This is a genomic window from Streptomyces roseirectus (genome assembly GCF_014489635.1).
Taxonomy (GTDB): Bacteria; Actinomycetota; Actinomycetes; order Streptomycetales; family Streptomycetaceae; genus Streptomyces; species Streptomyces roseirectus.
In genome coordinates, this window is the sequence record NZ_CP060828.1 from 813,731 (window position 1) to 836,755 (window position 23,025).

21 protein-coding genes are annotated in these 23,025 nt (G+C 73.0%); 12 read left to right on the forward strand and 9 right to left on the reverse strand.

Features of this window, described 5'->3' with window-relative positions; all coding sequences use genetic code 11:
* Positions 1–112: 112 nt before the first annotated feature.
* Entirely contained in the window at positions 113–1,318 is a 1,206-nt protein-coding gene (locus IAG44_RS03180; protein ID WP_187745611.1) for a glycosyltransferase, read from the reverse strand.
* Positions 1,319–1,529: 211 nt separating this feature from the next.
* On the opposite strand from IAG44_RS03180, the gene IAG44_RS03185 reads away from it, so the two are divergent.
* The gene (locus IAG44_RS03185) at positions 1,530–2,234 is read left to right on the forward strand and encodes a glycosyltransferase family protein (RefSeq protein ID WP_187745612.1); all 705 of its coding nucleotides are present in this window, start codon (positions 1,530–1,532) and stop codon (positions 2,232–2,234) included.
* A gap of 50 nt (positions 2,235–2,284) precedes the next feature.
* Here IAG44_RS03185 and IAG44_RS44175 read toward each other — a convergent pair whose 3' ends face one another.
* Positions 2,285–5,377: a S8 family serine peptidase gene (locus tag IAG44_RS44175; RefSeq protein WP_187745613.1), complete on the reverse strand. Its 3,093-nt coding sequence runs from the start codon at positions 5,375–5,377 to the stop codon at positions 2,285–2,287.
* A gap of 314 nt (positions 5,378–5,691) precedes the next feature.
* On the opposite strand from IAG44_RS44175, the gene dhaK reads away from it, so the two are divergent.
* Genes dhaK through dhaM form a run of 3 tightly spaced genes read left to right on the forward strand, consistent with a single transcriptional unit; the run spans position 5,692 to position 7,747 of the window.
* Positions 5,692–6,684 (forward strand): dihydroxyacetone kinase subunit DhaK, encoded by a 993-nt coding sequence (dhaK, locus tag IAG44_RS03195; RefSeq protein WP_187745614.1) that lies wholly within the window; start codon positions 5,692–5,694, stop codon positions 6,682–6,684.
* Positions 6,685–6,725: 41 nt separating this feature from the next.
* Positions 6,726–7,343, forward strand: a complete 618-nt coding sequence (gene dhaL / locus IAG44_RS03200; protein ID WP_187745615.1) for a dihydroxyacetone kinase subunit DhaL — start codon at positions 6,726–6,728, stop codon at positions 7,341–7,343.
* Positions 7,340–7,747: a dihydroxyacetone kinase phosphoryl donor subunit DhaM gene (gene dhaM, locus IAG44_RS03205; RefSeq protein ID WP_187745616.1), complete on the forward strand. Its 408-nt coding sequence runs from the start codon at positions 7,340–7,342 to the stop codon at positions 7,745–7,747. Before dhaL ends, dhaM begins: the two co-directional genes overlap by 4 nt.
* A 78-nt stretch (positions 7,748–7,825) precedes the next feature.
* On the opposite strand, the gene IAG44_RS03210 is transcribed toward dhaM, so the two are convergent.
* On the reverse strand, positions 7,826–8,515 hold the full coding sequence (locus IAG44_RS03210; RefSeq protein WP_187745617.1) for a glycoside hydrolase family 75 protein: 690 nt from the start codon (positions 8,513–8,515) through the stop codon (positions 7,826–7,828).
* A gap of 295 nt (positions 8,516–8,810) precedes the next feature.
* On the opposite strand from IAG44_RS03210, the gene IAG44_RS03215 reads away from it, so the two are divergent.
* A complete protein-coding gene (locus tag IAG44_RS03215; RefSeq protein ID WP_187745618.1) occupies positions 8,811–9,332 on the forward strand; it encodes a hypothetical protein in 522 nt (173 codons plus the stop codon).
* A gap of 22 nt (positions 9,333–9,354) precedes the next feature.
* On the opposite strand, the gene IAG44_RS03220 is transcribed toward IAG44_RS03215, so the two are convergent.
* Together IAG44_RS03220 and IAG44_RS03225 are read right to left on the reverse strand one after the other, a co-directional pair.
* Positions 9,355–9,894, reverse strand: coding sequence for a PadR family transcriptional regulator (locus IAG44_RS03220; RefSeq protein WP_187745619.1), 540 nt, complete (start codon positions 9,892–9,894; stop codon positions 9,355–9,357).
* 21 nt (positions 9,895–9,915) lie between these two features.
* Positions 9,916–11,931: an NADPH-dependent 2,4-dienoyl-CoA reductase gene (locus tag IAG44_RS03225; RefSeq protein WP_187745620.1), complete on the reverse strand. Its 2,016-nt coding sequence runs from the start codon at positions 11,929–11,931 to the stop codon at positions 9,916–9,918.
* Between the two features lie 117 nt (positions 11,932–12,048).
* Here IAG44_RS03225 and IAG44_RS03230 point away from each other — a divergent pair, with 117 nt between their 5' ends.
* Positions 12,049–12,429, forward strand: a complete 381-nt coding sequence (locus IAG44_RS03230) for a nuclear transport factor 2 family protein (RefSeq protein ID WP_187745621.1) — start codon at positions 12,049–12,051, stop codon at positions 12,427–12,429.
* Positions 12,430–12,470: 41 nt separating this feature from the next.
* Positions 12,471–13,073 (forward strand): helix-turn-helix domain-containing protein, encoded by a 603-nt coding sequence (locus IAG44_RS03235; protein ID WP_223006773.1) that lies wholly within the window; start codon positions 12,471–12,473, stop codon positions 13,071–13,073.
* A gap of 416 nt (positions 13,074–13,489) precedes the next feature.
* On the opposite strand, the gene IAG44_RS03240 is transcribed toward IAG44_RS03235, so the two are convergent.
* Together IAG44_RS03240 and IAG44_RS03245 are read right to left on the reverse strand one after the other, a co-directional pair.
* Positions 13,490–14,494: a LacI family DNA-binding transcriptional regulator gene (locus tag IAG44_RS03240; protein WP_187745622.1), complete on the reverse strand. Its 1,005-nt coding sequence runs from the start codon at positions 14,492–14,494 to the stop codon at positions 13,490–13,492.
* Positions 14,495–14,584: 90 nt separating this feature from the next.
* Complete coding sequence (locus tag IAG44_RS03245) at positions 14,585–15,073, reverse strand: hypothetical protein (protein ID WP_246561401.1); 489 nt, start codon at positions 15,071–15,073, stop codon at positions 14,585–14,587.
* 339 nt (positions 15,074–15,412) lie between these two features.
* Between IAG44_RS03245 and IAG44_RS03250 the strand changes: the two genes are divergently transcribed.
* Together IAG44_RS03250 and IAG44_RS03255 are read left to right on the forward strand one after the other, a co-directional pair.
* Complete coding sequence (locus IAG44_RS03250) at positions 15,413–18,985, forward strand: ALF repeat-containing protein (protein WP_246561403.1); 3,573 nt, start codon at positions 15,413–15,415, stop codon at positions 18,983–18,985.
* Positions 18,986–19,073: 88 nt separating this feature from the next.
* Positions 19,074–19,553, forward strand: coding sequence for a hypothetical protein (locus IAG44_RS03255; protein WP_187745624.1), 480 nt, complete (start codon positions 19,074–19,076; stop codon positions 19,551–19,553).
* 6 nt (positions 19,554–19,559) lie between these two features.
* Here the strand turns inward: IAG44_RS03255 and IAG44_RS03260 are convergent, their stop codons facing one another.
* Positions 19,560–20,000, reverse strand: a complete 441-nt coding sequence (locus tag IAG44_RS03260) for a DUF2267 domain-containing protein (protein WP_187745625.1) — start codon at positions 19,998–20,000, stop codon at positions 19,560–19,562.
* Between the two features lie 83 nt (positions 20,001–20,083).
* Positions 20,084–20,506, reverse strand: a complete 423-nt coding sequence (locus IAG44_RS03265; RefSeq protein ID WP_187745626.1) for an Hsp20/alpha crystallin family protein — start codon at positions 20,504–20,506, stop codon at positions 20,084–20,086.
* A gap of 254 nt (positions 20,507–20,760) precedes the next feature.
* Between IAG44_RS03265 and ehuB the strand changes: the two genes are divergently transcribed.
* Genes ehuB through ehuD form a run of 3 tightly spaced genes read left to right on the forward strand, consistent with a single transcriptional unit; the run spans position 20,761 to position 23,012 of the window.
* Entirely contained in the window at positions 20,761–21,639 is an 879-nt protein-coding gene (gene ehuB / locus IAG44_RS03270; RefSeq protein WP_187745627.1) for an ectoine/hydroxyectoine ABC transporter substrate-binding protein EhuB, read from the forward strand.
* Positions 21,640–21,654: 15 nt separating this feature from the next.
* A complete protein-coding gene (gene ehuC / locus IAG44_RS03275; protein ID WP_187745628.1) occupies positions 21,655–22,371 on the forward strand; it encodes an ectoine/hydroxyectoine ABC transporter permease subunit EhuC in 717 nt (238 codons plus the stop codon).
* Complete coding sequence (ehuD, locus tag IAG44_RS03280) at positions 22,368–23,012, forward strand: ectoine/hydroxyectoine ABC transporter permease subunit EhuD (RefSeq protein ID WP_187745629.1); 645 nt, start codon at positions 22,368–22,370, stop codon at positions 23,010–23,012. Before ehuC ends, ehuD begins: the two co-directional genes overlap by 4 nt.
* Positions 23,013–23,025 lie beyond the last annotated feature (13 nt).

Here is a 23,025-nt window from a genome sequence, read left to right on the forward strand (position 1 = left end):
CGCGGCGGCCCATTCGCGTTGATGCTAAATGCGCTCGGATTAGGCGGTCAACTGTGACCAGCACCACAGGAATTCGGCGGCGGAACGCCGTTTGGTGATCACCTCGACGGCGTCACCGCAGCTCGCCGGTCAGCCTGCGTGCCGCCACCTCCGCCCCGTCGGTGCGGAGCCGGCCCGCCAGGGACCGCGCGCGCTCGCGGGTCTCGGGCGACAGGGCGGTCTTGAGCGCGACGCCCAGGGTCTCGGCGGTCGTCTCCCGCGCGTCGAGGGCCGCGCCGAGGTCCAGCGCCGCCACCCGGCCCGCCCAGTACGGGTTGTCCGACAGCTGGAGGGGGACGACGACCTGCGGCGCGCCCGCGCGGGCCGCCGTCAGCGTCGTGCCCGCGCCTCCGTGGTGGACCACGGCGGCCACCCGGGGGAACAGGTTCTGGTGGTTGGCCTCGCCGACGGCGAAGCAGTCGTCCCCGTCGTCGAGGAGGTCGAGGTCCGCCCAGCCCCGGGACACGAGGACCCGGTGCCCCTGGGCGCGGATCGCCTCGACGGCCATGGCGCCGACGCCCTCGGCCGGGGACATGCTGCCGAAGCCCACGTAGACCGGCGGGTCGCCCGCGTCCAGGAACCTCGTCAGGTCGGCCGGGAGGGGGCGGTCGTCCGGCAGGGTCCACGCGCCGGTCTGCACGACGTCCAGGCCAGGGGTTTCCTGCCACGGGCCCAGGACCGGGTCGGCCGCGAGCCACGGGTGGTCGGTGATGATGTGGTCGCGCACGTTGTCCACCGCAGGCAGGCCGAGCGCCGCCCGGTGCCTGGCCAGCGCCGCGCCGAACTGCGCGTCGACGTTGCGGGCGTCGAACTCCCACCGGGCCGCGTTGCCGGCGGCCTCGGGCTCCGGCCAGCCCGGCCGGGGCGGCGGCGCGTGGTGCGGCGACGGCAGGTGGACCGCCGCGTAGCTGACGTAGAGGTAGGGGATGCCCAGGGACTCGGCCACGGACCGCGCGGCGACCTGTCCCAGACCGGCCGCCAGCACCACGTCGCAGCCGTCGAACGCCGCGGGGAAGGCGCCGAACTGCGTCTCGACCAGCTCGTCGCGGTAGCGGGCCAGGTCCGCCGCCGAGGGCAGGGTCTTGCCGCGCATCATCTCCTTGACCGGCGGCCCGACCGGCACGAGCCCCACTCCGACGCCCGCGAGCCGCGCCGCGAACTCCTCGTCCGGCGGGGTACACATCCTCACCTCGGCGCCGAGCTCCCGTAGCCGCACCGCGAGTGCCACCAGCGGCTCGACGTCGCCACGTGTCCCGTATGTGGACAACAGCACGCGCATTCAGCGTCCTCTTTCGTCGGGTTTCTCATAACGCCGGGCGGGCTCCGCCGGGCCACAGCGGAATTATCCTTTCCCGAGTCACCGGAAACAGTCGCACCGGTAAGAATTTCGTATGCGATCGGCGTGAAAGGTTCGGCGCCGTCCGGAACCGGGCAGTCTGTGCCCGGCGAGGTGTGCAATTCCCCCCTCCACACAATCGGAGCGCTACGCGATGCAGAGTTCGTTCACACCCGTACCTGATGTGTCGGTCATCCTGCCCTGCGCCGGGCACGGAACGCGTTTCGGGGCGCCCTACCCGAAGGAGCTGCACTGCCTGGCTTCTGGAATCACGGTGCTGGACCGCAGCCTGGAAGCCGTCGTCGAACTCGCCAAGAGCGGACTGACCGTGCGTCTGGTCGTCGTGTTCGCGGAGCACAAGCTGGACACGGTGCGTCATCTGGCCCGCTACGCCGACCTCTTCCAGATGGTCTTCGTCTACCAGGCGGACTCGTACGGACCCGGTCTCGACGGGGCGATCCGGGCCGCGCTGCCGATGACCCGGGGGCCGGTGGCCCTCGTCCTGCCCGACATCGTTGTCACAGGGCCGGACACCCAGGGCAAGCTCCTCGACGCCTTCCGGCGGGTGGAGGTCGCGGGCTGGAGCGTGGTCGCCGCCGAGGAACGGGACCACGAGACGCTGCGGCAGATGGGCGCGCTGGCCGTGGCCGAGGTGGACGGCGTCCTGACCGTGGGGGCGGCCACCGACAAGCCGGCGGACCCCTCGGGCTTCAACGCGTTCTGGGGCATGGTCGCCGTCGCCGAGAACGAGGCGCACCGGCTGCCCGACGTCGTGTGCGTGGGGGCCGCCAACCCGCTGGCCGGCGCGACCGCCCTCATGGTGGAGGGGATCGTCAACTACAACACCCCCGCGGGCTGACACCGAACGGCTCCGGCCCCGCCGCCCGTGGGGGCGGGGCCGGAGCGCGGTCACGGGGTGACGCTCAGGAGGGTGCGGCCGACGGCTCCGGTGCCGTCGCCGTAGCCGATCAGGCCGAGGTAGGGGCGGCCGGCCGGGAGGTCCTGCCAGGAGACGGTGACCCCGGTGGGGGTGCCCCGGGTGACCGGCTGTTCGGCCGGGGTGGCCGTGGCGGTGTGGTCGGGCCGGGTGCCCTTGCCGATCAGCCAGGTGCGCAGGGTGTACGTCTGGCCGGTCGCGCCCTGCGGGAGGGCGTACTGGTTGAGGTAGACGTCGTAGGTGCCCGGCTCGGTGAGGTCGACGTGTTCGTCGTTGCCGGTGACGAGGTTGACGAGGTTGTCGCCGTTCTTGTCGAGCACCCACAGGTCCAGGTCGCTGCCCGGCAGGTGGTCGGCGGACCGGATCGCGACGCGGGCGAGTTCGGTGCCCTCGGGCACGGTGATCCGGGTCCTGATCGTGGCGGCCGGCAGCGGCGACCGGCCCGGGGCGAAGTCGGGGTTGGTCCCGGTGAGGGTGCCGGTCTCGGCGGTGCCCGCGTACAGGCCGTTCACCGCCGTGGTGAGGGTGCCGTCCCAGCCGGGCTTCGGCGCGAGGGCGACCGAGCCGGTGGCGCCCTCGCCGGTGGCCTCGGCGGCGACGGCGAGCGGGGTGGCGCGCAGGGCGACGGCGCTGCGGACCCGGTGGCCCTGCCGGTCGTGCCAGGTGAGCGAGCCGAACGCCCAGTCGCCGTAGGCGGCGTCGGTGCGGGTGAAGGTGACCCGGTAGCCGGCCGACGCGCCGGGCTTCACGACGAGTTCCTTCGGCGTGACCTCGGCCCGGTAGCCGGGCGGCGTGCGCAGCTCGGCCGTGTAGACGCCGGTCGCGGCGCTGACGTTGGTGACGGTGCGGGTGACGGTCTGCTTCCCGGCGAGGGCGCCGACCGAGATCGTCGGGTAGTTCAGGTCGCTCGGGGCGGTCCGCTCCCCGGTGGGGCAGGAGTCACCGGCGGTCACCGGGGCGCCCGTGACGGCGCAGTTGTACGCCGTCCAGTCGGCCGGGGTGGAGTCGTAGACCAGGCCGGGGTCGTCGGCGCGGTTCGGGACGGCCTGTCCGGCGCCGTAGTCGAGCGGGGTGGCCGGGCGGCCGGTGCCGATGCGGGTGATGGGCTCGCCCGCGCGGTCCGTGGTGGTCGCCGTGGTCATCAGCGCCGACCTGATCTCCATGGGGGACCAGTCGGGGTGGCGTGCGCGCAGCAGCAGCGCGAGGCCGGCGACGTGCGGGGTCGCCATCGAGGTGCCGGACATGATGCCCTGCTCGCCCGTGAAACGGCCGTCGTCGCCGCCCGGGGTGGTGCCGGCGACGATGTCGAGGCCGGGGGCCGCGAGGTCGGGCTTGAGCAGGTCGCCGGTGACAGGGTTGGGGCCGCCGGAGGAGAACGCCGCGATCTGCGGGGCCCGTTGCGCGACGGCTCGGGCCGCGCTGAGGCGGACGGTGGCGCCGGGGCCGTCGGCGTATGCCTTGACGGCGGCGCCCGCGGTGTTGTCGAGGTGCACGCGCGGGAGGGGGTAGGTGTAGGTGAGCCGGTCCTGGACCGCGTTCGGGTTGTAGAGCACGATGCCGACGCCGCCCGCCGACTCGACCTCGACACTGGTGTCGGTGTTGACGGACTGGCCTCGCCGGCACAGCACGACGGCGCCCTTGACCTTGGCCGGGTCGAGGGTGCCCGGCTGGCACAGCTCGGCCTGTCCGACGTCCGCCCCGCTCTTGGCGGCCTTCGCGGCGTCGACCAGCGGCGCGGACGGTACGGCGCGGTCGCTGATGCCGGCCCCCTCGTACGTCTTGCCGTCGCCGAGGGTGACGGTGGTGCGGTAACCGGTGTCGTGGGTGGACGCGGCCACCGTGGTCACCCAGGGGACGTTGTTGCGGACGGTGCCGGGGCCGGAGTTGGCGGCGGAGGCGGCGATGAAGACGCCCGCCTTGGCGGCGTTGAACATCGCCGTGTACTCGGGGGTGGCGGCCAGGGCGTTGCTGCCGACGGAGTAGTTGATGACGTCGACGCCGTCGGCCACGGCCTTGTCGAAGCCGGCGACGACGTCCACGGTCGGGCAGCCGACGCTCCAGCAGACCTTGTAGACCGCGATGCGCGCGGCCGGGGCGATCCCGGAGACACGGCCGGAGATGGCGGTGCCGGGCACGTGCGCGGGCACGTCCATATCGCCGGCCGCGGTGGTCGCGATGTGGGTGCCGTACGAGCCGGAGTCCCGGGGCGAGGCCCAGTCGGACTTCGTCGGGTTGGGCAGGCCCTGGTTGAAGTACTGGGCGCCGATCACCTTGTTGTTGCAGGTGACTTGGTGCGCGGTGTCGGCGCCCCGGTCGCAGGCGCCCTTCCACTTCGCGGCGATGATCCGGGCGTCGGGCCGGGGTTCGGGCAGGGCGCGCAGCGACGGGTTGTCGGTGTCGATGCCGCTGTCGAGCACGCCGATGATCGTGCCCTCGCCCGCGTCGCGCTGCCCGCCGGGGGTCTTCGCGTACAGTCCCGTGCGCTCCTTGAGACCCAGGAACGCGGCGGTGTCGGGGACGGGCAGGTGCTCGGACGTCGGCTCGGACGGAGGCTCGGGAATGGGCTGGGTGCCGGCGGGTGCCGTGGCCCGCACACTCTCTTCGGCCGGGGCGTCGTCGGCCGGCCTGCGTATCTCGTTGGGCGTGAGCGAGACGACGCCGGGGGTGCGGGCCAGTTCGGACGCCTGGCGTGCCGTCAGGCGGGCGGCGAATCCGTTCAGCACGTACTGGTAGGTGTGCAGCGGTTCGACGCCCGCCACCCGTTCCAGCACCCGGTCGCGTTCGCGGGTCAGCCGGCCGGTGTAGTCGCGGACCGCCTGGGACCGCGTGTTCAGCCGTGCGCCCCCGGCGGGCGCGGTGCCGGGGTGGGCGGCGACGGGCTGGTCCGCGAGCTGGACGAGGTAGGTGCCGGCGGCGTAGGTCGTCCGCCGGGCCGCGTCGGCCGGCGCGTTGGACGCCTGGGCGGCCGGTCCCGAGGTGAGGGCGAGGCCGGCGAGGAGTGCCGGGGTCAGCAGGAGTGCCGTTCTGCCGCCGGTGCGGCGTCGGCCGGGGTGGTGCTGGGACACGTGGGTGCCTTTTCCCGCGCACGGCTTGCGGGCGTGTGCGCGTGACGGTCGGTCCGGTGTGGGAGGTGTGATCGAGTTCCCCCGTGATCGCCGTCATCCTGGGCCACGGTCCGGTCGCGGCGGACGCGAACAACTTGAGAGCTGAATAGATTCACCGGCTCTTCACAGCGTTCTCATGGCGGACGGGCGTCCGGGGAACCCGTGACCTTCTGGGCAGCACGGCCGATACTGCCGTGAGGGTGGCTATGATCCGCACGACCGCCTTCGGCCGCCGCCCACCGCCAAGGGCGAACGACGTCACTAGGAGACACGCCATGAGGATGCTCATCAACGTTCCGGAGACCGTGGTCGCCGACGCGTTGCGAGGGATGGCGGCGGCGCATCCGGAGCTGGTCGTGGACGTCGAGAACCGGGTGATCGTGCGCCGGGACGCGCCGGTCGCCGGGAAGGTGGCGCTGGTGTCGGGCGGCGGTTCGGGGCACGAGCCGCTGCACGGGGGCTTCGTGGGCCCCGGCATGCTGTCGGCGGCCTGTCCCGGCGAGGTGTTCACCTCGCCGGTGCCGGACCAGATGGTGCGGGCGGCGGCGGCCGTGGACAGCGGGGCCGGGGTGCTGTTCGTCGTGAAGAACTACACCGGGGACGTCCTCAACTTCGAGATGGCGGCCGAACTCGCCGAGGACGAGGGCATCCAGATCGCGAAGGTCCTCGTGGACGACGACGTCGCCGTCACCGACAGCCTTTACACCGCCGGGCGGCGCGGCACCGGGGCGACGCTGTTCGTGGAGAAGATCGCGGGCGCGGCGGCCGACGAGGGGCAGCCGCTGGAGCGGGTCGAGGCGATCGCCCGTCAGGTCAACGAGAACTCCCGGAGTTTCGGCGTCGCGCTGAACGCCTGCACCACCCCGGCGAAGGGCTCCCCCACCTTCGACCTGCCGCCGGGCGAGCTGGAACTCGGCATCGGCATCCACGGCGAGCCGGGGCGGGAGCGGCGGCCGATGATGACGTCCGGGGAGATCGCGGACGTCGCCGTCAACGCGATCCTGGACGACTTCACGCCCCGCAACCCCGTCCTCGCGCTGGTCAACGGCATGGGGGCGACGCCGCTGCTCGAACTGTACGGATTCAACGCCGAGGTGCAGCGGGTGCTGGCCCAGCGCGGGGTGGCCGTCGCGCACACGCTCGTCGGCAACTATGTGACCTCGCTGGACATGGCGGGCGCGTCGGTGACGCTGTGCCAGATCGACGAGGAGCTGCTGCGGCTGTGGAAGGCGCCGGTCAGCACGGCGGGACTGCGCTGGGGGATGTGATCCGTCGTATGGCGAACGTGTCCGCCGACCGAGGAGTTCCCATGCTGGACGCCGGTTTCCTCATCCGCTGGCTGACGACGGCCGCCGCGCTCGTCGAGCGTGAGGCGGACCGTCTCACCGAGCTCGACTCGCCCATCGGGGACGCCGATCACGGCGCGAACCTGCGGCGCGGGTTCACGGCCGTGACCGCCGCCCTGGCGAAGGAGGCGCCCGCGACGCCGCGCGCGGTCCTCCAGCTCGCCGGACGGCAGCTCATCTCGACCGTCGGCGGCGCCTCGGGCCCGCTGTACGGGACGCTGCTGCGCGGCACCGGCAAGGCGCTCGGGGACGCGGCCGAGGTGAGCGAGGCCGAGTTCGCGGCGGCGCTGCGGGCGGGGGTGGAGGCGGTGATGCGGCTCGGCGGGGCCGCGCCGGGCGACAAGACCATGGTCGACGCGCTGCTCCCGGCCGTGGACGCCCTCGACGCCGGGTTCGGCGCGGCGCGGGACGCGGCCGAGCGGGGTGCGGAGGCGACCGTGCCGCTCCAGGCGCGCAAGGGGCGCGCGAGCTATCTCGGCGAGCGCAGCGTCGGTCACCAGGACCCGGGGGCGACCTCGGCGGCCCTGCTGATCGCGGCGCTCGCCGACAGTCAAGAGCAAGGGGAGGACAGCACTTCATGAGCGAGCGGAAACTCGTCGGGATCGTCCTGGTCTCGCACAGCGCGACGGTCGCGGAGTCCGTCGCGGACCTCGCGCGCGGCCTCGTCGGCGACGGCACGGACGTGCCGGTGGCCGCCGCCGGAGGGACCGAGGACGGCCGGTTCGGGACCAGCGCCGCGCTGATCACGCGGGCCGCCGCCGAGGTCGACCAGGGCGCGGGGGTCGCCGTCCTCGCCGACCTGGGCAGCGCCGTCCTGACCGTCAAGGCGCTGCTGGAGGACGACGAACTCCCGCACGACATCCGCCTGTTGGACGCCCCGTTCGTCGAGGGGGCGATCGCGGCGGCCGTCACGGCGGCGACGGGGGCGGACCTGACGGCGGTGGAGGCGGCGGCCGGGGAGGCGTACGCGTACCGCAAGGTGTGAACCGGTGGGCCGTCGGGTGCCGGACGCCTGATCATGGGCGGGCCACCCGACGGCGACCCGGTCTACGGCTGACGGGCCCTAGCCGTCCCCGCGCACGAACAGCTTCGCCAGGCGTTCGCCCACCGCCACCGCCTCCTTCTTGTCCTCGATCGGCTTGACCCGTGAGTCCTTGAAGACGATGTAGGTGACGCCTGAGGGGACGCCTCCGGTGCTGGGGTCGGCGGGGATGCCGAGGGCCTTGGCGGTGGCGTAGGACGCCTCGCCGATGATGTCGTCGGGTCCGGTGTCGCCGACGACGGCGTACTGGATCCGGCCCTGGTAGATCACGGCGGCGACGGATCCGGCGAGGACGCCGCTGTCGCGGTGGTTCCAGGTCCGGCTCTTCATGGGGACGACGATGTAGGGCAGCGTCTCGGCGCTGAGGTGGCGCCCGTCGGACTGCTGGAACGCGGTGGTGGGGGCGAAGAGGGGGTCGGTGTCGCGGTTGCAGTGGCGGCCGGGGCGCCCGTCGCAGTCGATGTCCATGTCGGCCTTCCAGAAGACCGCGTCGCGGGTGCCGCAGACGGGGACGGTGCGCGGGGCGCCGTCGTCCGTGCGGTACTTGCCGCGTGAGACGGGGTCGCAGTCGCGGACCTTGGCCAGCAGGTCGTCGGCGTCCACGGGGCCGTCGGAGGTGGGGAGGCCGAACGCCTGGGGGACGGCGGGCGCGGTCGGTGCCAGCAGGGCGAGGCAGACGGCGGCGAGTGTCAACGACTGGGGGCGACGCACGTGGAGAAACCCAATCCGTGGGGGGACTCTGACGGACACTCAGGTAAATCTGGTGCCCGCGCGTCCCGTCGGCCACCTCAAGGGGGCCGTACGGTGCACGCGGGTTGACGGACCGCCAGGATCCGGGGCTGCGGCGGGGCCGGCAGGTTGCGCCGTACGGAGGAATCCGTCACCTGCCCGGCGGCCCCGGGGTGCGGGCCCCGCCGTGGCCGCGTTGGCTTCGGCTGAGGCAGCACGGCCGTTCCCGACCCCCGGCGGATGAACCGCCGACCGTGCCGCCGGGAGGGCACATCCGATGCGCACACTTCAGCTTCTCGTCGGCTCCGGGGCGGCTGCGGCGACCGTCGCGCTGGCAGCGGGTCCGGCGTTCGCGGCCGGGATCTCGGTGAGTACGACGGGGTCGACGGTGTCGGTGGTGACGAGCACGTGCACGACGCAGGTCGACGGCAGCTACGGCACCGGGTCTCTGCTGACCAGCAGCCAGACCAGCTTCAGCCAGGGCCGCCAGGCGACCCTGTCCGGGACGACGGTCAGCCAGTCGGCCGCCTGGACGAACGTCACCCCCGGCACGTACACGGTGATGGTGCGCTGCGCGGACGGCCGCGACGCCGGTTCCCAGGTCGTCATCGTCTCCACCGCCTCCGCCCCCACCATCTCCGCGACCTCCGCCCCCTCCCGCGGCGTCCTCGGCGGTATCGGAGGCGGCATCCGCGACTACGGCACGGTGACCCTCGCGGCGGGCGGAGCGCTCACCGCCGTCGGCATGCTGGCGGCGGGCTGGTTCCTGCGGCGCCGCCGGCGGCCGTACCGGCTCTGAGCCCGTTCTCCACGGTCCGAGGTCAGGGTTCCTCGGCGGGGAGTTCCGCGAGGGCTCGGGCGAGCCAGTCCGTCCAGAACGTCTCCAGTTCGATGCCGGCGCGCAGGACCAGGTGGTGCAGCCTGGCCTGCGTGCTGTCGTCCCCGGGCGGGAAGTCGCGGGCCTCGATCTCCTGGTACTCGGCCAACTGGCGCTGGTGCAGGGCGAGATGGCGGGTGAGGTCGGTGGCGAGGCCGGCGGTGCCGACGACCGCGGCGGCGCGCAGGCGCAGGAGGGTCGCGTCGCGGTGGGGGCGGGGGTCCTGGGGGCCGGCCGTCCAGCGGGCGAGTTCGGCGCGGCCCTCGGGGAGGACTTCGTAGGACTTCTTCTGGCCGCGCGCGGGGGCCTCGGAGGGGAGGGCGCGGATATGGCCCTCCGCCTCCAGTTTTCCCAGCTCGCGGTAGATCTGCTGGTGCGTGGCCGACCAGAAGTATCCGATCGACCGGTCGAACCGGCGGGTCAGCTCCAGCCCCGAGGACGGTTTTTCGAGCAGGGCGGTGAGGATCGCGTGCGGGAGTGACATGCGGTCATCCTAGAAAGGCCCCTACAGGGCGGCGGCGGTCTCCGTGCCCTGCTTGATGGCGCGTTTCGCGTCCAGTTCGGCGGCGACGTCGGCGCCCCCGATCAGGCGCGGCGTGCGGCCCGCGGCCACCAGCGCGTCGTACAGGTCCCGGCGCGGTTCCTGCCCCGTGCACAGGACGACCGTGTCGACCTCGACGACCGTGCTGTGTCCATCGACGGTGATGTGCAGGCCGGCGTCGTCGACGCGGTCGTAGGTCACACCGGGGGTCATGGTGACGCCCCGGTGCCTGAGTTCGGTGCGGTGGATCCACCCGGTGGTCCTGCCGAGGCCCGCGCCGACCTTGGTGGGCTTGCGCTGGAGGAGGTGGACGGTGCGGGGCGGGGTGGGGCGGTCGGCGGTGGTGAGGCCGCCGGGGGTGGTGTGGTCGTGGTCGACGCCCCAGGCGCGGAAGTAGGCCGCCGGGTTCTCGTGGGCCTTGTCGCCGCTGTCGGTGAGGTGTTCGGCGACGTCGAAGCCGATGCCGCCGGCCCCGAGGACCGCGACGCGCTCGCCGACAGGGGCCTCGTCGCGCAGGACGTCGAGGTAGCCGAGGACGCTGGGGTGGTCGACGCCGTCGATGTCGGGGACGCGGGGGACGACTCCGGTGGCGACGACGATCTCGTCGTAGGACGTCAAGTCGTCGGCCCCGACAGGGGTGTTGAGGCGGACGTCGACCTGATGGGCCGTCAACTGGTGGCGGAAGTAGCGGATCGTCTCGTCGAACTCCTGCTTGCCGGGGACCTTGCGGGCGATGTTGAGCTGGCCGCCGATGTCACTCGCGGCGTCGAACAGGGTGACGGCGTGGCCGCGTTGGGCGGCCGTTACCGCGCAGGCGAGGCCGGCGGGTCCGGCGCCGACGACCGCGACGCGTTTGCGCAGGCGGGTCGGGGAGAGGACGAGCTCGGTCTCGTGGCAGGCGCGGGGGTTGACCAGGCAGGAGGTGATCTTCCCGCTGAACGTGTGGTCCAGGCACGCCTGGTTGCAGCCGATGCAGGTGTTGATGGCCTCGGGGGTGCCGGCCGCCGCCTTGTTCACGAACTCCGGGTCGGCGAGCATCGGGCGGGCCATCGAGACCATGTCGGCGACGCCGCCGGCCAGCAACTCCTCGGCGAGTTCCGGGGTGTTGATGCGGTTGGTGGTGACGAGGGGGATGCCGACCTCGCCCATGAGCTTCCGCGTGACGAAGGTGTAGGCGCCGCGCGGCACCGACGTCGCGATGGTCGGGATGCGGGCCTCGTGCCAGCCGATGCCGGTGTTGATGAGGGTGGCGCCGGCCGCCTCGACGGCCTTCGCGAGGGTGACGACCTCGTCGAAGGTGGAGCCGCCGGGGACGAGGTCGAGCATGGAGAGCCGGTAGACGAGGATGAAGTCGTCCCCGACGGCCTCGCGGACACGGCGGACGATCTCGACGGGGAACCGCATCCGGTTCTCGTAGGAGCCGCCCCACTCGTCGGTGCGGTGGTTGGTCGGGGCGGCGATGAACTCGTTGATGAGGTAGCCCTCGGAGCCCATGATCTCGACGCCGTCGTAGCCGGCCGCGCGGGCGAGGCGGGCCGTGCGGACGTAGTCCTCGATGGTCTTCTCGACCTCGGCGCCGGTGAGTTCGCGGGGCGTGTGGGGGCTGATCGGGGCCTTGAGTGCGCTGGGGGCGACCAGGTCGGGGTGGTAGGCGTACCGGCCGAAGTGCAGGATCTGCAGGGCGATCAGGCCGCCCTCGGCGTGCACGGCGTCGGTGACGGCGCGGTGCCGCTCGGCCTCCTCCTCGGTGGTGAGCTTGGCGCCGCCGGGGTAGGGGCGGCCCTCGTCGTTCGGGGCGATGCCGCCGGTGACGATGAGGCCCACTCCCCCGCGTGCCCGTTCCGCGTAGAAGGCGGCCATCCGTTCGAAGCCGCGCTCGGCCTCCTCAAGGCCGACGTGCATCGAGCCCATGAGGACGCGGTTGGGCAGTGTGACGAAGCCCAGGTCGAGCGGGCTCAGCAGGTGCGGGTAGCGGCTCATGGTGCCCTCCTTCGCGGTGTGTGCCCCTCTGTTGTAGAGGGCCGGACGTCATTATGCAACTAGTTGCAAAACAGTGCGGGGTCGGCTCCCGGGCGCGCGGGCTGGTATGACTGGCCCATGCAGGAAGAGACCGCGCGGTCCGCGATCGACACGTTCATCTCCGCCTTCAACGCCTCGGCCGACGCCTATGTGACGTCCCTGCTCGCCCAGGCCCTCACCTCGGACGTCGTCTTCTGGGGTCCGCTCGGCCGCAGCGAGGGCATCGAGGCGGTGGAGCGCTTCGTCCTTGACATCCGCCGCCACCCGGCGGGCACCGGCACCATGGTCCGCTCCTCGGCCATCGACATGCCCGACGAGTGGGCCCGCTACCGCTGGGTCTTCACCACGCCCGACGGCGGCCCCCGGCTCGCCGGCACCGACGTCGTCCACCTGCGCCGCGGCCTCATCGACCAGGTCATCGTCTTCGCTGGCGAGATCGGGCCGCCCGGCTTTGCGTGAAAGCGTGAGCGGACAGGCCCGGGTCCGCCAGCATGGGCGGCATGCCTGTGAAGAGTGACGGTCTGACCCACGAGAACGAGCTGGTCGCGCGGAACGTACGGCGGTTCCGGCTGGAGCGGGCCATGTCGCTGGGGGAACTCGCGCGCCGGTCGGGGCTGTCGAAGCAGACGCTGTCGAAGATCGAGCAGGGCACCGGCAACCCGACCGTCGAGACCCTGTCCCTGCTGGGGGCCGCCCTCGACGTCCCCACGCGCAGGCTGCTCACCGAGTGGGGGACGCCCGTCCACGTCCAGCGGCACGACGAGGGCGAGTGGTCGCGCGCCGGGAACTGGTCGCAGCGGCTGCTGGACGAGGTGTACGGCTCCGGGTACGTCCGCACGCTCGTCCTGCGCCTCGACCGCGCGGCGGGCCGGCCCGAGCCCATCGCCCCGCACGCGCCCGGCACGCTCCACCACGTCTACGTCATCACCGGCCGGCTCCGCACGGGACCGCTCACCGAGCCGGTCGACCTCGCGGCCGGGGACTTCGCACGCTTCCCCGGGGACATCCCCCACCAGCACATCTGCCTGAGCGAACGCGCCGTGGCCCACATGGTGACAACACTGCCGCAGGTCAGGCAGGTCAGCTCGACGGCGGTGCGCTGAGGCGAGGGGGGACGGCTGCGGGGCGGCGAGGCGAGGGGGCGAGACGGCGGCGATCCGCCGGGACGTGGGGGGCGCCGGCGGCAGTTCGGCGAGGCGTGCGGGGCGTCAGCAGCGGTCCAGCGAAACATGCGAGGCACCGACGGCAACTCGGCGAGACGCGCGGGGCGTCAGCAGCGGTCCAGCGAAACGTGCGGGGTGTCGTCGGCCGCGCTCCGGCGAAACATGCGGCGCGTCAGCAGCGGTCCAGCGAAACATGCGGGGCACCAACGGCAACTCGGCGAGACGCGCGGGGCGTCAGCAGCGGTCCAGCGAAACGTGCGGGGTGTCGTCGGCTGCGCTCCGGCTAGTCGTGCGGGGCGCGTCGGCGGCGTCGCGGCGACCGCCGGTTCCCTCAGCCCCTCAGCCCCGCAGGTCCCTCACGCCGGCCCCGTGCTCGCTCGCAGTGAGATCGGCGGCGTCAGCAGGTGGTGGCGGGCGGGGGCGGACGGGTCGGTGAGGCGTTCGATGAGGAGGTCCACCGCCAGCTCGCCCATCCGCGCGGCGGGCACGTCGGCCGCCGTGAGCGGCGGGGTGACCGTCTCGGCCCAGCGGGCGGCGACGACGCCGGTGACGGAGAAGTCGCGGGGGACGTGCCGGCCGGCGTGCGCGAGCCCCCGGTACAGGCCGCCGAGCGCGGCCTCGTTGAGGGTGACAAGGGCGGTCGTCGCGGGGTCGTCGCGCAGGATCCGCTCCACGCACGCCTCGCCGGAGGCCGCGTCGTCGCCGCAGCAGTACGCGCGGACGGTCAGCCCGCGTTCGGCGGCGGCCTTGGTGAAGCCTTCCAGCCCCCGGTGCGCGGACTCGTAGCCGGAGCGCAGGAGGCGTTCGGGGCGGTTGACGAAGGCGATGCGGCGGTGGCCGAGGTCGGCGAGGTGGTGGACGCAGGCGGCGGCGAGGGCCGTGTGGTCGAGGGCCACCCACCACTGGCCCTCCGGGCGGGCGGTGCGGCCGATGGTGACGGCGGGGAAGCCGAGGCCGGCGAGGTGGTCGACGCGGTCGTCCGCCAGCTTGATCTCCATGAGGATCGCGCCGTCGACCCGCCTCTCCCCGAGCAGGCGTTGGAAGGAGCGGTCGCTGTCGACGCCGCTCGGGGAGAGCAGGACGTCGTGGTCGTGGGCGGCGGCGGCCTCGACGACGCTGCCGATGAAGTCGAGTTGCATGCCGGTGTAGTGGGGCCCGGCGGGCGGGAAGACCAGGCCGATGGTGGAGGTGCGGCCGTTGGCGAGGGCGCGGGCGCTGGCGTTGGGGCGGTAGCCGAGTTCGTCGATGACGTGCTGGATCTTGCGCCGGGTGTCGTCGGAGACGGGGCGCTTGCCGCTGAGGGCGTAGGAGACGGTGCTCCGGGAGACACCGGCCCGCCGGGCGATCTCACCGATGTTCACGGGTGCTCCTTCGGCTGCGGCGGGCGGTCCGGGTCCCCGCGTCGAACTGCGGGGACCCACGCCGAAAGCCTACGCACCGCGCGGCCTCGGTCAGCCCGTCACCCGGATCTCCAGGAGGACCGTCGGCGGCTTGCCCAGGCCCTCGCCGACGCCCTGGAGGTCGTTCTTCGGGACGTCGACGGTCTCTGTCTGCCCCTCGGCGGTGAGTTCGACGCGGACCGGGTGGCTCTCGGTCTGGACGGCGAAGACGTCGGCGAGTTCGAGGGTGAGGAAGCCGCTCGCGGACGTGGTGGCGAAGCAGAAGTCGCCGGTGCCGGTGCGGGAGAGGACCTTGATCTGGTCGGCGGCGTCGTCGCAGGCGGCGAGGGTGATGTGGCCGTCGCCCCGGACGAGCTTGATGCCCCGCTCGGCCTCGATCTTCGCGGCGTTCGGGTAGGAGAAGTCCTCCGCGAGGTAGGGCGGCTCGTCCCCGGCGGTGGGCGCGGCGCCCGGGGCGGCGATGGCGAGCGCGGTGCCCGCGGCGAGGGCGGCGCCGACCCCGGCACTGGCGATCAGGAGTTTATGGGCGCGGGAAATCACCAGGGATTCCTTCCGGTGTACGGACAGAAAGTGTGCGACAAACGGGCAGATCCGGGAAATTCGCCGGTACGGCGTCGCGTCGGTACGACCGGTCTCGCTTTACGTACCGTTGGCACACTTCCCCCGTTTTTGACCGCCCCGATCTCGGCCACGATCGTACGGTATCAAGCCGCTCCGCAGGTGGGACAGGACGTATTCTCCGGGAGGCACCGTCCGGTGCGTCTTGTGCTTTCCTCGGGAAAGAAAGGATTTGACCCCGTCTTGACGCATAGATTCAGAACAGACGGAATACGGAATTCCGCACGAGCCCTCTGTCTCGTCCTCCTTCTCTCGCTCTTCGTGGGCCTGCTCGGCACCCCCGTCCAGGCGGCCGTGCCGCCGGACTCCGGCGAGCCCGTGGGCACGGACCACATCCCCGACACCCCGCGCGGCGAGGTCCTGCGCGCGTGGAAGTCGGGCGGCCCCGGTGTGAAGGCGGCGGCGGAGGCCGCGCTACTGGGCACGGACGCCCAGGTCCGCGCGTTCCTCGACAGCGAGCGCGCCGTCGCCGAACTGTCGGACGACCGCGTGGCCACCGTCCAGATCTTCTCGGCCGGCGGCCGGGGTGTGCGGGAGGCGGCCGAGCGGGCGCTCGCCGGGACCCCGGCGGACCTCGACGCGTTCATCGAGTCGGGCTGGCAGGCGCCGCTGGTGCAGGACCAGCGGGTGCGCGCGACGCAGATCATCAGCGCGGGCGGCCCCGAGGTGAGGAGCGCGGGCCGGGCGGCGCTCGACGGCACCCCCGACGACGTGCAGCGTTTCATCACCGACGGCCAGTACGACGCCCGGCGCGACGACGAGCGCGTGGAGGTCGTCCAGCTCCTGTCGGCCGGCGGTCCGGCCACGCGTGAGGCCGCGCAGGTGGCGCTGGACGGGACGCCGGAGGACGTGACCGAGTTCCTGGAGGTGGGCCGGCACCTCGCGCTCGCCCGTGACCAGGAGCTGGCCACGATCGAGGACCTGGTGAAGCTGGTCGAGGAGTCCGGCCGGCTGGCCAAGGTCGAGACCGAGGCCGCCAAGGAGGCGTCGGCGCGGGCCGTCGCGGCGACGAAGCTCGCCAAGGAGGCCGCGCAGAAGGCCGCCGCCGAGACGGCCGCCGCGAAGGAGGACGCGACCAAGGCGTCCAACGCGGCGGGCCGGGCCGCCGATGCCGCCAGTGGCGCGGCGAAGGCGGCCCAGGAGGCGATCAACGCGTCCCGGGCGGCGAACACGTCGGCGCGCATCGCGGCCAACGCGGCGGCGCAGGCCGCCTCGGCGGCGTCCGCGGCGGCCCAGTCGGCGGCGAGCGCGCGCGGTGCCGCGGCCGACGCGGCGACGGACGCGACGAAGGCGTCGGCGGCGCGCAAGGCGGCCGAGGGCGCGTACGCGGCGGCCAAGGGCGCGGAGACCGCGGCGAAGGCGGCCGATCAGGCGGCGATCGCGGCCGACGAGTCGGGCAAGGCGGCGCTCGCCGCCGCCAGCGCGGGGACGAACGCGGACCTCGCGGCGGCTGCCGCGCAGGAGGCGAGCGGGCACGCCAACGTCTCCAGCGCGCAGGCCCAGCGGGCGACGGCGGCCGCCGCCGAGGCCCGTCGGCAGGCGGCCGAGGCGACGCGCGCGGCCAACCGTGCCGTCGCGCTCGCGGCGAAGGCGGCGAAGGCGGCCCGTGCGGCGCGGGACGCGGCCAACTCGGCCGCGGTGCACGCCCGTAACGCGGGCGCGGCGGCCGAGGAGGCCGCCGAGCACGCCGGGGACGCCGCCAAGGCGGCCACCGAGTCCACCAAGCACGCGGCCGAGGCGAAGAAGGCCGCCGACGCGGCGACCGCAGCCGTCGTCGAGGCCAAGGCCACCTACGACGTCGCCCGCGAGGTGGAGGCGGCCGAACTCGCCGACCGCCGCTACACGGACGTCGAGCAGGCGAAGGCGCTCAAGCGCGCGGACGCCGAGCGCACGGCGCGTGAGCAGCGGGCGGCGACCGAGGCGCGGGCGGCCGACGAGGAGGCGCGGGCCCTTGCGGAGGAGGTCACCGCGCCGGACGCCGACCTGACGCGGATCGCCGGCAAGGCGCGTGCGGTCGCGCTGCACATCGCCGCCACGCGCGGCCCGTGGAGCGTCACCACCGCCGAGTCCGCCCTCGCGGGTTCGGACGCGCTGGTCGTCGAATACGTCAGGACGGGGCTGCCGGAGGCCGCCCGGCGCGACGAGTACGCCCGTACGGTCAACCTGGCCTGGGAGTCGGACTACGCGGCCGTGCGGACGGCCGCGAAGGCGGCCCTGACCGGGGACGCGGCGCGGATCAGCGCGTTCATCGCGACGGGCCAGCACCAGGCGGCCCGGGACGACTACCGGATCCGGGTCACCCAGCTGGTCACCGGCGCCGGGCCCGGCGTGAAGAAGGCGGGACAGGCCGCCCTGGACTCCGGGTCGACCGACGCGCTGCGGGAGTTCGTCCACACCGGGTACTACACGGCGCGCACGAGCGACGAGCGGGTGCGTGCCGTCCAGCTCTACAGCGCGGGCGGGCCGGAGCTGAAGGCCGCCGCCGATGTGGCGCTGAACGGGCCGCCGGAGGTGCTGCACCGGTTCATCGAGGTCGACCAGTACCGGGCCGTGCGCAAGGACCGGCTGACGGCGACCCACGTGTCCCGGCTGCAGGGCATGATCGCCGGGGCGGCGCGGGTGGCCGCGACGGCGCAGCAGAACGCGCTGATCGCCGCGAAGGTGGCGGCGACGGCCCGCAAGGCCGCCGAGGAGGCGGCCCGCTACGAGCAGCAGGCCAAGGAGTCGGCCGCCGAGGCCACGGAGTACGCCAGGCAGGCGGACGCGCACGCCGACGCGGCGGAGAAATCCGCGGCCGAGGCGGCGGCGTCCGCGCGGACGGCCCGTGCCGCCGAGGCGTCCGCGAAGGACGCCGTGGTGCGTGCCGACGTGTCGGCGGGCCAGGCCCGGTCGTCGGCGGCGGCCGCGCAGGTGTCGGCGAGCAGCGCGTGGGCGGCGGCCGACGCCGCGTACGCGTCGAAGATCGCCGCCGGTGAGGACGCCGCCGCGGCGAGCAAGGCGGCGACGCAGGCCGGCGAGGTGGCGTTCCGCAAGCTCCAGGAGGAGATCCGGCAGCACTTCGCGCAGGCCGCGGCCGAGGCGGAGGAGTTCGGTCTGCTGGCGGAGGACGAGGAGTTCGCCGCGTACATGGCCGAGCTGGAGGACATCGACTGGGGTCAGGTCCTCTCCGAGGGCGGTCACTTCGCCCTCGACGTCCTCGGTCTGATCCCCGGTTTCGGCGAGGCCGCCGACGGTGCCAACTGCCTGTGGTACGCCGGTGAGGGCAACGGGATCGACGCGGGTCTGTCCTGCGCCGGGATGGTGCCGTTCGCCGGGTGGGGCGCGGCCGGGGTCAAGGGCGGGAAGTGGGCGACGAAGGCGGACGATTTCTTCCGCCGGCTGTTCGGCAAGACCCCGCAGTTCCCGGTGTGCGTGCGGCCGCTGGCGCGGACGGCGCTCGCGGCGGGCGCCACGTCGTGCCCGGTCAACTTCCAGAACCTGGGCAACGACATCTTCCAGTCGCCGGGCGGCCTGGTCTACATGCCGCAGGGCAGTTCGCACCGCATCGACCACGTCATGGAACACACCCGGCCCAACCCCGACAAGCCGTTGCACGGCGTCTTCGTGACGAAGGGCCAGGACGAGGTGCTGGCGATGATCGACGACGCCTGGGAGCGGGTCAAGAACCAGACGCCGCAGATCAGCGCCGGGAACAAGGTGTTCGCCCACGAGTACGCCGAGGCCATCGGCGAGGGCGGCGAGAAGTTCCTGTGCATCGTGACCCGGTACAAGAGCAAGAAGTACCGCGTCATCACGGCGTACCCGTCGGCGTCGGCGTCGTGTCCTCGGACGTGACCCCGGCAGGCTGACAAGCTCAGGGGCGGCGACCTGGTCGCCGCCCCTTCCCGCACCTCCTCACGACTCCTCGACGACAAGGCCCGCCATGCACTCCCCCGACCGCCTCCGCACCCTCCTGCGCGAGCTGGACGACCCCGACCGCCTCGAACTCCCCGCAGGCCACGACCTGTCCGCCGCCCGGCACCGCTTCGCCCGCCTCGCCGGGGCCCTGGAGGACCGGTTCGGCCCGTCCGTGACATCCGGCGTGGTCCAGGACGCGAGCTTCCACGGCTACGTCTCGACCCCGGACCGCTGGGTCCTGCTGAGCAACTTCGGCCCCTTCGTCACCACTGGCACTGGCCCTGACTGGGGCGTGCCGGGTTGCGAGGAGGGCCTGGACCCGGGGTTCGTGACCTGGCTCGACGGCCTCTGCGCGTCCCTCGGCTGCGTGTACGTCCCCGTCGCCCTCCTCCTGGAGCCCTACGACGGCCCCTCGCCCCTCGCCGACGAGCCGATCCCCGGCGAGGAGGACGAGGACGACGACGCGCCGCCGCTGTGGTGGGACCGGTACTTCCAGTACATGTGACGCCGTTCAGCGGGCCGGGATCAACTCCGCGCGGCCGAACAACAGGGCGTAGCCGGGCGGGAGTTGAGCGAGCACCCGGTCGACGAGGTCGTCGCCGGCGACTTCCGGCAGGGTGCTCAGGACCGAGCTGACGTCCCAGCGGACGGTGGCCAGGGCGGCGGCGTTCTCGCTGCGGGTGGCCACCGAGGCGACGAACTCCGGGCCGGTCAGCGGGCGCCGGGCCGGGATCTGGGCGGCGATGATCCGGGCGGCCTCGCCGGGCAGGGCGCGGGCGAGGGCGACGCGCTCGTCGGCGACCACCTGGGTGCCGAGGGCCGCGAGGACGGTCCGGGTGATCCGCTCGGCCTCGGCCGGGGTCGCGTAGTGGCCGTTGCGGCGGACTCGTTCGACGAGGTCGGACCAGTCGTTCTCGCGCGCCGGGGTGGGGGGCACGGTCGTCACGGTCATGGGTGGTTTCTTCCTCCACGGTGCGTGGGTGTGCGGCGCCCCGCGGCCGGACGTCGCCGCGGGGCGCTGGTGGTGCGGTGGGGTTACTTGCCGAGTTCCCTGCGGCCGGTGCCGCCGGTGATGCGGATGCGGCGCGGCTTGGCCTGTTCGGCGACCGGGATGCGCAGGGTCAGGACGCCGGCGTCGTAGGAGGCGTCGACGCGGTCCGTGTCGAGGGTGTCGCCGAGGAAGAGCTGACGGGTGCAGGTGCCCGTGGGGCGTTCGGCGACGATCAGCTCCGCGCCCTCGGGGGCGGGGCTGCGGCGCTCGGCGCGGACGTTGAGGACGTTGCGCTCGATGTCGAGGTCGATCGTCTCGGGGTCGATGCCCGGGAGGTCGAAGTGGACGATGAAGTCGTCACCCGACCGGTAGGCGTCCATCGCCATCGCGGTGGGGCGGGCGCTGGAGCCGAGGACCTGCTGGGCGAGCCGGTCGAACTCGCGGAACGGGTCGGTACGCATGAGCATCACGGGTCACTCCTCTCTTCGGATTCCGGGGTGCGATGCCCTGTGCCTTCTTATATAGCGCCGAGAAGGAAACTTGACAACCCTGGACTCAGGGCAGGGATGGTCCGCCCTTCAAACATTCAGGGCGGTTAAGTTCCCGCAACATCCCCGGCACGAGCCCATAACGCTGCAAACGGTTTGCGCATACCTTTCTGAGGACGGGCAGGTGCGTCGGCACGACGAAAGTTGATCGCCCGACCAGGGGACTCCAGTTGATGCCCAGCAAGACCGTCCTGACCCGTCGTCGCCTCATCGGACTCGCCGCCCTCGGTGGCCTCGCCGCGTGCAGCAAGGTCGAGGGAGGCGCCACCGACGACGCGGAACTCCTCCCCGCGCTGCGCAAGCGCGGCTACGTCAAGGTTGCGTACGCGAACGAGGCGCCGTACGGATTCCGGGAGGGCGGCACCCTGAAGGGCGAGGCACCGGCGCTGCACGGCGAGGTGTTCAAGGCGCTCGGCGTGCCGGAGCTGCGGCCGGTGTTCTCGGAGTGGGACGGGCTGATCCCGGGGCTGCTGGCCGGGAAGTACGAGGTGATCAGCGCCGGGATGGCGATCCTGCCGGACCGCTGCGAGAAGGCCGCGTTCTCCGAGCCGGAGTTCATCTCGCCGACGGCCATGATGGTGCCGTCCGGGAACCCCAAGAAGCTGACCGACCTGGCGTCGGCGAAGCGTGCCGGGGTCACCGTCGGCGTGATGTCGGGCGCGGCCGAGAAGGGGTACGTGCGGGACGCCGGGATCGCGGACGGCCGGATCAAGACGCTGACCAAGCCGCAGGACGGCGCCGACGCCGTCAAGAGCGGGCGCATCGACGCCTTCGTGCTGACCGGTGTGTCGCTGCGCTGGCTGGCGCGGACCAACAAGGGGCTCCAGGTGACCGAACCGTTCGTGCCGATGATCGGCGGGGTGAAGCAGTACAGCCCGGGGGGAGCGGTGTTCCGCAAGACCGCGACCTCGCTGCGGGACGCCTTCAACGTCCAGCTGAAGAAGATCACTTCGGACCGGGAGCGGTATGTGCGCCTGCTGGGCGCGTACGGTTTCACGGCCGCCGAACTGCCGCCCGCCGGTCTGTCGACCGCGCGTCTGTGCGCCGCCTGAGCCGGAGGCGTCGTCATGGGTGACTTCCTCTCCTTGTTCCGCGACGAACTGCCCTCGGTCGGCTCCGGGTTGTGGGTGACCGTCCAGGCGACCGTGCTGGGCGCGCTGCTCGCCGTCGCCGTCGCGTTCGGCTGCGGTCTGGCCGCCGGGTCGCGGCTGCGCGTGGTGCGCTGGACGTCTCGGGGGGTCGTGGAGTTCTTCCGCGGGACCTCCCTCTACATCCAGTTGTTCTGGCTGTACTACGCCTTCCCGCTGCTGACCGGGTACCAGTTCGATCCGCTGGCGTGCGGGGTGCTCGCGTTCGGCCTCAACTACGGGGCGTACGGCTCCGAGGTGGTGCGCGGGGCGCTCGCGGCGGTGCCGACGCCGCAGCGGGAGGCCGCCGTCGCGCTGAGCTTCACCCCGCTCCAGCGGCTGTACCGGGTGCTGCTGCCGCAGGCGTGGCCGCAGATGATCCCGCCGTTCACCAACCTGCTCATCCAACTCCTCAAGTCCACGCCGTTGTTGTGGCTGATCTCGGTGGCTGACCTGACGACGGTGATCCAGACGCTGCGCGACCGTACCGGGGAGACCGTGCCCGCCTATCTGACGCTGCTGGCCCTGTACTTCGTCCTCGCGTGGGCGCTGACGGCCGGAATGCGGTGGCTGGAGCGGCGTGCCGCCGGACGGCTGGGCCGTACGGTCGCGCCGAAGGCCGGGACGCCCGTGGTGATGAGCGGGGGCCGCCCGTGAACTACCACTGGGACTGGGACGCGGTGCGCGAGGCGTTGCCGCTGCTGCTCGAAGGGTTCGAGACGACGCTCCTCGCGACCGTGCTGGGGACGCTGGTCGCCGCCGTCCTCGGGCTCGCGCTCGCGGTCGGCGGGCGGGCGCCGACGCGGTGGGTGACCCTGCCGCTCGCGGGCCTCGTCACGTTCGTGCGCTCGACCCCGCTGCTGGTCCAACTCGCGGGCGCGTACGCGGTGTTCACCACGCTGGATCCGCTGACCATCGGCGTCGCGGTGCTCGGCGTCCACTACTCCGCCTACCTCGCGGAGGTCTACCGGGCCGGTATCGACGCCGTCCCGAGGGGGCAGTGGGAGGCGGCGCGGGCGCTGTCCCTGACGCCGGGGCTGACCTGGCGGGACGTCATCCTGCCGCAGGCGGTGCGCACCGTGCTGCCCGCGCTCGGCAACTACGCGATCTCCATGTTCAAGGAGACGCCGTTCCTCGCCGTGATCACCGTCGCGGAGATGGTCGCGCAGGCCCGTGAGTACGGCGCCGACCACTTCGCCTACCCGGAGGCATTCACCCTCGCCGGCCTGGTCTTCCTGCTGGCGAGCTACCCCACCTCGCTCGCCCTGCGGAAACTGGAGCAACGCCTTGGCCACTGACACCGAACCCCGC